This is a genomic window from Okeania sp. (assembly GCF_983059655.1).
Map to the genome: position 1 here is coordinate 1 of NZ_CEZPJD010000194.1, position 8184 is coordinate 8184.

The 8184-nt window shown below is 35.1% G+C and carries 7 protein-coding genes and 1 pseudogene; 1 reads left to right on the forward strand and 7 read right to left on the reverse strand.

Annotated elements, in window-relative coordinates; genetic code table 11:
- The first annotated feature begins 871 nt into the window (after positions 1 to 871).
- The gene (locus AC3DU7_RS13025; protein ID WP_488039767.1) at positions 872 to 1009 is read left to right on the forward strand and encodes a hypothetical protein; all 138 of its coding nucleotides are present in this window, start codon (positions 872 to 874) and stop codon (positions 1007 to 1009) included.
- Positions 1010 to 1119: 110 nt separating this feature from the next.
- On the opposite strand, the gene AC3DU7_RS13030 is transcribed toward AC3DU7_RS13025, so the two are convergent.
- From AC3DU7_RS13030 to AC3DU7_RS13060, 7 genes and pseudogenes are all read right to left on the reverse strand, one after another.
- Positions 1120 to 1908 carry a hypothetical protein gene (locus AC3DU7_RS13030; RefSeq protein WP_488039768.1) on the reverse strand — a complete coding sequence of 263 codons (789 nt, stop codon included), beginning with the start codon at positions 1906 to 1908 and terminating at the stop codon, positions 1120 to 1122.
- A 164-nt stretch (positions 1909 to 2072) separates the two neighbouring features.
- On the reverse strand, positions 2073 to 3002 hold the full coding sequence (locus AC3DU7_RS13035) for a DUF2785 domain-containing protein (protein ID WP_488039769.1): 930 nt from the start codon (positions 3000 to 3002) through the stop codon (positions 2073 to 2075).
- A 232-nt stretch (positions 3003 to 3234) separates the two neighbouring features.
- Positions 3235 to 3963: a class I SAM-dependent DNA methyltransferase gene (locus tag AC3DU7_RS13040; protein ID WP_488039770.1), complete on the reverse strand. Its 729-nt coding sequence runs from the start codon at positions 3961 to 3963 to the stop codon at positions 3235 to 3237.
- Positions 3938 to 4108 (reverse strand): hypothetical protein, encoded by a 171-nt coding sequence (locus AC3DU7_RS13045; RefSeq protein WP_488039771.1) that lies wholly within the window; start codon positions 4106 to 4108, stop codon positions 3938 to 3940. Before AC3DU7_RS13045 ends, AC3DU7_RS13040 begins: the two co-directional genes overlap by 26 nt.
- Before the next feature lie 17 nt (positions 4109 to 4125).
- Positions 4126 to 4641: pseudogene (locus AC3DU7_RS13050) on the reverse strand (TauD/TfdA family dioxygenase); the annotation flags it as partial.
- Between the two features lie 90 nt (positions 4642 to 4731).
- Positions 4732 to 5700 carry a TRAFAC clade GTPase domain-containing protein gene (locus AC3DU7_RS13055; RefSeq protein ID WP_488039772.1) on the reverse strand — a complete coding sequence of 323 codons (969 nt, stop codon included), beginning with the start codon at positions 5698 to 5700 and terminating at the stop codon, positions 4732 to 4734.
- A gap of 465 nt (positions 5701 to 6165) precedes the next feature.
- On the reverse strand, positions 6166 to 8184 hold a 2019-nt coding region (locus AC3DU7_RS13060), incomplete at its 5' end, for a hypothetical protein (RefSeq protein ID WP_488039773.1).

The following is an 8184-nucleotide window of genomic DNA, read 5'->3' on the forward strand; positions in this document are numbered from 1 at the left end:
ATCAACTAAAAAGTCGCCCTAGAAGGGCGAGGCTTGAAACCCAATTTTCTGGTCAAAAATCTTACTGCTTTTTAGGGAACAGCGGTGCGACCCCGCGTCGGCGACAGACGCAAGGGAACGCGCACCAAGAGAGGGAACAGGGAATAGGGAACAGGTAAGAGTTTCAGTTTTTTTATCTACTTTTTGATTTGTCGCAACCTATTTAGGATTGCTATATGTAGCTTATTTAGGATTTATAAAACCCCTAAGCGTATCTTTTATTGAAATAGAAAAGCTTTAGGAAAGCCATTTTCAGGAGCCTAACAACTATAAGGGTTCAAGAGACCAAAAAATCATGAAAAATGACTGCCAGAATCATAAAGCTGAGATGGGTATTGAACTTGTAACTTCTTAAATAGACATCTGGTCATTTCAGTTATCAGTTATCAGTTATCAGTTATCAGTACCTAAGGCTGTTTGCGGAGCATGACAAAGGTCAAGCAAGAGGCTTGAAATAAGGAATATATTCTTTTTTTATCCCCTTAAAAGGGGAGGCACATACCCACAATTTTTCGGTAAAAATCAAAAATCAAATCAATTCTCACACATAAATTATCAATTATTTCTTCCTACTGCCTACAGCAAAGCTGCCTACTCCCTCTTTTCTGGAGATGTCTAATAGATACCAAATGGGTTCTATATAGAAATAGAGGGGGAGATGGGCTGTATAGAACTATTTTTAATAGACTTCTCCAATAATCAAAAATCAAATCAATTATTGCAGTCTTATACTAAATTGATAAATTTTTGCTACAAATAGCTAGGGTTTGCTGAAAAAGTATGAGTTATAGGGGTAGAAGCCAGAATCGGTGAATCGGTGAAGTTAGGAGGAATGGGAATTATAGAAGAAGTAGTCAGAAGAATCGTATTAGGAGTCAGGAGTCAGAATGAATGGCTTCAATACCATTTTTTAGGCCGTAAATCATTCTTTTCTCTTGGTGCGCTACCAGGTGCGACTGGCATCGTCTAAAGTGTTTTTATTCCTCCTACTATTCGTAACATTCTTTTTTTATTTTAAATTGGTATTATTCATCAATTCTTTCTCCCTACCTCATATTTTGAAGGAGATGAATAGTTAAATTATAAAAATTTTAAAGTCTTTGCTAATAAAGATACTGCACTAATAACTCCAATAATAATCATCAAGTTATTGAAGTATTTTGATAATTTATGGGCAAGATTTCTGTCTGGCAAGGTACGATGAACGATTTGCCAATCTGAAGATAAGACTAAACTAGATAAACCACGCCAAATATCAGCATCAATTAAAGTTTGCTCTTTTTTTATTCCCGTTACAACTACAATTAAACCTTGTTGAGTTGGCAAGCGATATTCTGTTAATTCCAAAGCTAATTCCTGTTGACGTTGGAGCGAAGTTTCAGCAATTTTGTTAGTTGTATTTGGCAACTTATCTTGGAGTAATTTTTTAGCTTGTTCAGTATTAGTTAATTGTTGTATATGCTGAAAATCAACTTGAAAACCCAGCTCTCCTCCTAAACTTACAGCTTGACTAATTTCTACTGTGAAATGTTGTCTTTCTTCTGTATTTAAAGCCGCAGCAGCTAACATTCGTAAAATTCTTTCATTGTCTGGAGAATCTGAGATTACCCAAGCTATAGAAATCCGAATCTGGCGATCGGCAAAATCTACTCGTTTTTTAGGTTCAATACCTGTTAATAAACACAGTAAGGTATTATTTTTTCGACTCAAAACTACAGAAGCAGACTCACTATGAATTAGTTTATTTGCTTCTTGAATAATAGTAGGTAAATCTTGTTTATCTATTCTAGCTTGACTTTCTTCAGTAACCTTTAGCCAACGATAATCATCATCTTGAGAAAAGCCTCTACTTTCAATATATATTTCCATATAAATCTCCTGTTTTAAATTTGACACTATTTAGAAATAAAAAAATTAACTAATGCCAAATAAATCAATATTTACTATGAAATGCGTACTACTTTTCTACTTTTTATTCTCCCAATAAAAGTAGCCCCTTATTATTTTTTTTAGCTTGAAACAATTTCATTTTTTTAAGTATTGAGAAAGAAACCTCGATCGCTATTGCAAAAACCTGTTTCTATAAATTGTAAAGCTTGATAAATTAGTTGTTGAACTGAATGTTGCTTCTCTATGGTACTTTCTGCCATCTCCCACTGAAAATAGAGAGAGCGCAGAAAATTTTGGATATTTCGATAAGCACATAATTGTTCTGTCGGACTTGTCAGTATTTTTCGCCAAGGATACTGTTCAAAGTTATCCCAAATCAAAGGACCTGATGGACGGCGCTCGGTTTCAATCAAGATATCCAACCAAGAATTTATTTGCTCAATGCTAAGTGTATTCTGTTGGCAAATTTTGACAGTCGCTCTAGCTAACCTCTCCTCTTCAGAATGAATATAAACTGATGGTACTGGTTGGCGAAGTTTGGTCGCGATCGCTTTTAACAATTTCATCAAATCTGAATCGTTGAGATAGGAATTTAAACTGAGAAGACCTAAAGCATCAGCAACATGAGCAATTCCGTGAGACCATCCTTTTTCTGGAGAAACATATCCTCTTAAATCTTGCTCTTTTTCTAGATAAGTTAGGTATAGTTCCATGCGACTACGAATTTCTGATTCTTTTAGGTAAGGATGATGGCGATGGAAGTCGGTTAAGTCATTTAAAAGTAATATAGAATAACTCCGCAAAAATACTCCATCACTTTCTGCTTCACCGAGACCAATTTTGATATTAAGTTTAGCCTGTTCTGCCAGTTCCAGTAGTTCTGGGTCACTATAGTAGGTGCGGTCGTACCATCCCCAAATCCATGCACTCAAAGTCATATAGCTGTAATCCCGCAAATCCGATCTGACTACTCCTAAATTCTTCATTAGTTGGGGGGTTAATTCCGCAACCCGATAATTATCAGGAATGGCAAATCTCTTCTCAAAAATTGATTTTAAAAGTTCTACATCCATTGATTTTATGTTTTAAATTATATTATGTCCGGATAATTAGCCTTAAAAAACTTTCTCTTTTTCCTCCTATTTCTTCCCTTCTTAATTCTGACTCTTCCTTACTTATAAGTATTCAACCGAAGATTATATTACCTAAATATTGTGGTTTAAAGCCTCCCCCTTTTAAGGGGATAATCAATAAAATTTTTCCTTTGAGTCAATCCTCACGTTGAAAAGAAGAGGTAATTCTAAATTATAAATTCTTGAAAGGAATATCTGTTTTATTTTTGGCTAAAATTGCCACATATTCTAGAGGTTTACCGTTAAAAAAACGACGATGGAGATATGATTTTGTGGAATGTATTTTTAAGTAATCTTTTTCCACTGCCTGACGGTAAAAATTGACAAATTCCGGACAATTATTCTCACATTCATAACTGGTTTTTGCCACATTGAATAATACCAAACCTTGATTTTTAATTAAGTTCATTCCTGTTGCAAAAGCTTTTACAGGAATATGACCTTCACTCAAAGCAGAACAACAAACAAAACCATTAAATTTTTTCTCCTTTAGAAAATCGCTGGTTGATTTTGATAATTGAGTCAAATCTTCCACAAAGTAATTTTCATATACTCCGGGAGTATCTCTTCGAGTCGCTTCAGCAGCTTCGGGAACAATATCAATACCAATAATAGATGTTACTCCCATTTTGGCAACTGCTTTACCAAATAACCCGCTTCCTGCTCCTAACTCTAATAGTTTCAAATCTTTGATAGATTCACCATTATTTTGTAAATTTTCAGTGAGTAGAGTAGCCATAACTTCAGGCGATCGATACTGGAGTTTCTCTAAAGCTAGATAGTTATAGAGTCCTGGAATGCTATAAACTTCTGCATAATTATGGAGTTTTAACCGACGCTCTTGCCCATTTTCTGTAATGAAAAAATATTCTTCATTAATTGGTAAATTTTCGATCTCCATAAGCTGCATCTGGAATATCTAAACTTTCCCCATAACCTTGTTCAAATCTGCGTTCATCTTCTGGACTACAATAGGATAAATGTTGTGGTAATAAACCGACTCTTTTTTCATTCGGAAAACTAGGTTTAATGTAGGCAATTTTCATTTTAGGCGATCCTATAATTAAAATTCTTGGTGTTGAAAATTTCTTCTTCCTACAAAAAAGTTCCAATCAACATATCCTGAGTTGAGCTTTCTATTTCCTAGTGCTGTATCAAAACCTGTTCTCCCATGCAAGACTCTAAAATTTTGGAATAGTAGACAGTTATGCGATTTCAATTGAAACTGATATTGATAATCTGGTTTTTTCAGATAGCAGAAAAAAGCATGATACGCTTGATAGAAATCTTCTAATTGTTCAAAGGGTAAATGAGGTCTACAGTTTCTTTTACTAAAACGCACTGTAGTCAAGTTTCCCTCTCGATCACATTCTAATATCCTTGCGGTATTGCAAAACCGATAGTGATGATTTTTGTCTACTAACCAAAATTGTACGGGAGTTTCCAGCAAAAGTTGAAAATATTGTGGATAATCTTGACGAAAGTATTGAGCTACCCGAAAACCATACACTAAGGTAGATTCACCCCCAGGATTGTGATTTTCTACACAATAAAGAAATTGGGCGAGGCGATGTCCTCCCCAGTAACTTAAATTGAGGTATTTGAGATTTTTTGCTTACTTAGAATTGCTGTGAAAAATTTTACTATTTATAAATGCCAATATCATAAATCACAATAAATCTCTACCCTGAAGTACTGCAAAGCCTCCAGTATTTTTACAACCCTTAGAAAACTGAGTCAGAGCATTTTTAATATGAGCATCTAAACCAATCCAACTAACAACAGCTTGTAAAAATTTAGGGGTACGCCCTTCATGATGCATTTTCAACAAAAACCGTAATAAGTAACGTAAAGGTTGGTCATTATCTACGGGATTATATTCAGCATTGCGACTAATTTTTCTAAATCCAAAGGTTGGTAAATAATTATTTCTTGGTTCTTCAATAGTTGTACAAATTACACTACCCAAAGTTTGTACTGGAGTAATGGCAATGGCAACTTGAGAATTTAATGGTGGAGAGGATAAAAAATTAAGCAAGTCAGCATATTCTTTTTTAATTCTTTCTAATAATTGTTTGGCTGCTCTCTCTCCTTTATTCATTTCCATCTCACATTTTACTGGAGCAAATATTACTAACCGGGGTTCTCTAATATCTTTATAAGCCTCTTTGAACATTGCCGTAATTTGCTTTGGTTTATTTACATATTCATTAAACTTGCCCTTAGACATCATTAATGCTGGCGTATCAATAGCAATTACAACTGCAGCAGCATCATTCATTAATTGTCTGACAAATCTCCTCTCGTTAGGACTAGCTTTATCAGAAATATAACCTCCTGGATAGTCATAAAAGTTCAGTCTTAAAAATGGCTTTTTCTCCGGTTCAGCTAAGTCAAAAACAAAAGAACGAACTTCTGAAGAACCGGAAATACCTGCTCCTGGTTGAACTTTAAAAGTTTCTGTGAGACTTTTTAATTCTTTCAAACGTTTTTTGAGAATAGCGTGACTTTCTGCTTCTGGAATTAGTTGGAGGTTAGCCTGAAAACTTATTCTTTTAAATTGTTCGTACATTGAAGTTAATAGGCTAGTTTTACCAACGGCACTAGGACCTAGAAGTGTGATTTTTAGTTCATTCATAGTAATAATAATTCCTTTCTGGTTAAACAGTTATAGATTGGTTAAGTAAGGAGAATAGAGAATTACAAAGATGGGGGTAGTTATGACCTATTGGATAATTTTTTTCTGTCCAATTCCCCGGAATTTGATATGACTATAGTTCAAAAAGTTACAGCAGATTTGCTCTTAATATGAAGTACAGATACTAACCATTTGATGTTTGTAGTGCGGGCATCTTACCTGCTATAGATGTACCTCACCAAGATAGAATATGCTGTAAATTAGGCAGTACATCCTGTTTAGTCTTCAGTATTTAGAGCTACTCCAATCGCACAATTAATATCATGTCTGGAGCATCGGAGCGTGTATAAAATTAAGGTGACCAAGAAAATATTCAGTTCAGTATTTCAAGCCTCTGGCTTTTATAGGAGGTGCTGATAACTGATAACTGATAACTGATAACTGAAATGACTGTTCTCTATTCCCTTAATGTAAAAATTGTAGAGATTCTAATTGATTAGCTAGAGCAACTCTCTCTACTAATTTTTGCCATTCTTTAAGTGAATTTGAACCTTCTCCCATGGGTTTAAAATAAGTAGGCCAAACTTGCGATCGCACTTCATATAAAAACACAGGCCATTCATTTTTTATTTCTTCTCCTCGTAATATTTGATCGACAAATTCTTCTACTGCTGCAAATACGGCTAATTTCGGTTCTGATGATAAATCTGCTAGGGCTTCTTGACATTTATAAACTGTTTCTTGGTGCAATTGTGCTAAATTTTCTAGCACTTCTTCAGCAGTGGGTTTAGCAGATAATCGGAGGGATGTATCGTCAGGAGTTAGGTCATCTAAGTGTTGTCTAATCCGGTAATGAAAATTCACTTCATAAGACATTTCAAAATTCCATAAATTTTGGAAAGCTCTGCGTAAATTAATTTGCTCGTCAGATACTTTTTTATCGGCAATAACGTGCAAAAATTCAGTTCCCCTCGCAGTAGTTAAACCTCCTAAACTTCCTTGAGTTGTTAATACTTTAGTTATCTGTGACTTCGCTTCATCAATTAATTGTTTTAAGCCATTATCGAGAGAATTAAAATGTCTAGTTAAATGAGTCCTAATTTTATGCAAATATTCTGCATAAACAATTTCCCAAGAACCCTTTTCCCGATGTCTAACTTTAATTTCTTGCAAATCAGGAATTCCTGCATCTTCTTTACAAGCTTGAATTGCCACTTCTACTTGTGGTTGAAAAAAATCTTCATCTACTAAATAACGTTGCTGTTTAAAATTATCTAGTAATTCCATTAGACCCACTGATAAATTACTAATAAACTGATTGTATAGAGGCAAAAATACTCCCATTTCATTTTGATTTGCAGTAGGACTTGCTAAAGCTTGACGTGCTTTTTCTATCTCTGTATTTACGGTGTTTTGTAGCTCTATTATTCGCTCCTGACAAGAGGAGGCATATTGTCTGTCTAAACTCTGAATTTTAGCAGCCAAATAATTTAAAACAGTATCTAAAATTTTCATATTAGCTGCTTCTACATCCGCACAATTAGCAATAATACAATCTACTAAATTCAGATGTTTTTTGCTCAGGTCGCCAGCCAAATCTTGACAATTATTCAAATTATCACCATTAGCAGAATTAGCATTAGTTTGATTGAGAATCATAAACGACCATAAATCTAAAGGCAAATCTATAATTGCTGCCCTAGCTGTGTCATAAAGTCGTACATCAACATCTGCCCAATAGTCACCTTTAGCGCTAGGCATTCTCACAAATAAAACAGCATCAATATCTTGACTTAATGTCTTAATTAATCGTTCTTCATCCCCTACTCCAGTATCGCCTAATCCCGGCATATCAACTAAAGCAATTTGCCCAACTTCATTATTAGGAAAGGGACAAGTTATTTTCACTTCTTTTACTGCTAAATAATTGAAAAATATGCGCTGGCCGTCGGCAGTATCTTGAGCCACATATTCCCGAATTTCATTACTAGAAATACGCTTGGGTGGAGCATTTAATAAACCCACATATTTATCAAGATTAGTATGATATCGAGTCAAATGTTCGTACATCGCACCCGGCTCCGCATATCCAGGCAAATTTTCCGGTAACGGTGACAAAGGTTTAGAAGCAAACTCAACTAAACTATTAGGTTTAACACCCAGATGTAGCTTTTCATAATAGGGCGAAATAACATCATCAATAAACGATCGCTCCGAATGAAAATAAACCTCACCGAAAGTCGTAACATTAGGGTTGTGGCGGATAGTGCTACGAACACCCGTACAATGTTGGCGATCGCCATCGGGAATTTCTGTTGCCGTCAACCCCGTTAAACTTTGCAAAAGTCGACTTTTTCCCTGTCTAGCACGCCCTACTACCCCAATATTTAATGTATCGCGGGAAAAACGTACCTTCAGTTTTGCTAATGCTTCTAACTCTGTAGCAATTTTTAGGTGTAGCGCCAGAAAATCAATTTCTGCCAG

Bases quoted from the DNA above. Each gene is read 5' to 3' on its own strand.
- AC3DU7_RS13030 (WP_488039768.1), bottom strand. From the start codon at position 1,908: ATGGAAATATATATTGAAAGTAGAGGCTTTTCTCAAGATGATGATTAT.
- AC3DU7_RS13045 (WP_488039771.1), bottom strand. From the start codon at position 4,108: ATGAAAATTGCCTACATTAAACCTAGTTTTCCGAATGAAAAAAGAGTC.
- AC3DU7_RS13040 (WP_488039770.1), bottom strand. From the start codon at position 3,963: ATGGAGATCGAAAATTTACCAATTAATGAAGAATATTTTTTCATTACA.
- AC3DU7_RS13055 (WP_488039772.1), bottom strand. From the start codon at position 5,700: ATGAATGAACTAAAAATCACACTTCTAGGTCCTAGTGCCGTTGGTAAA.
- AC3DU7_RS13025 (WP_488039767.1), top strand. From the start codon at position 872: ATGGGAATTATAGAAGAAGTAGTCAGAAGAATCGTATTAGGAGTCAGG.
- AC3DU7_RS13035 (WP_488039769.1), bottom strand. From the start codon at position 3,002: ATGGATGTAGAACTTTTAAAATCAATTTTTGAGAAGAGATTTGCCATT.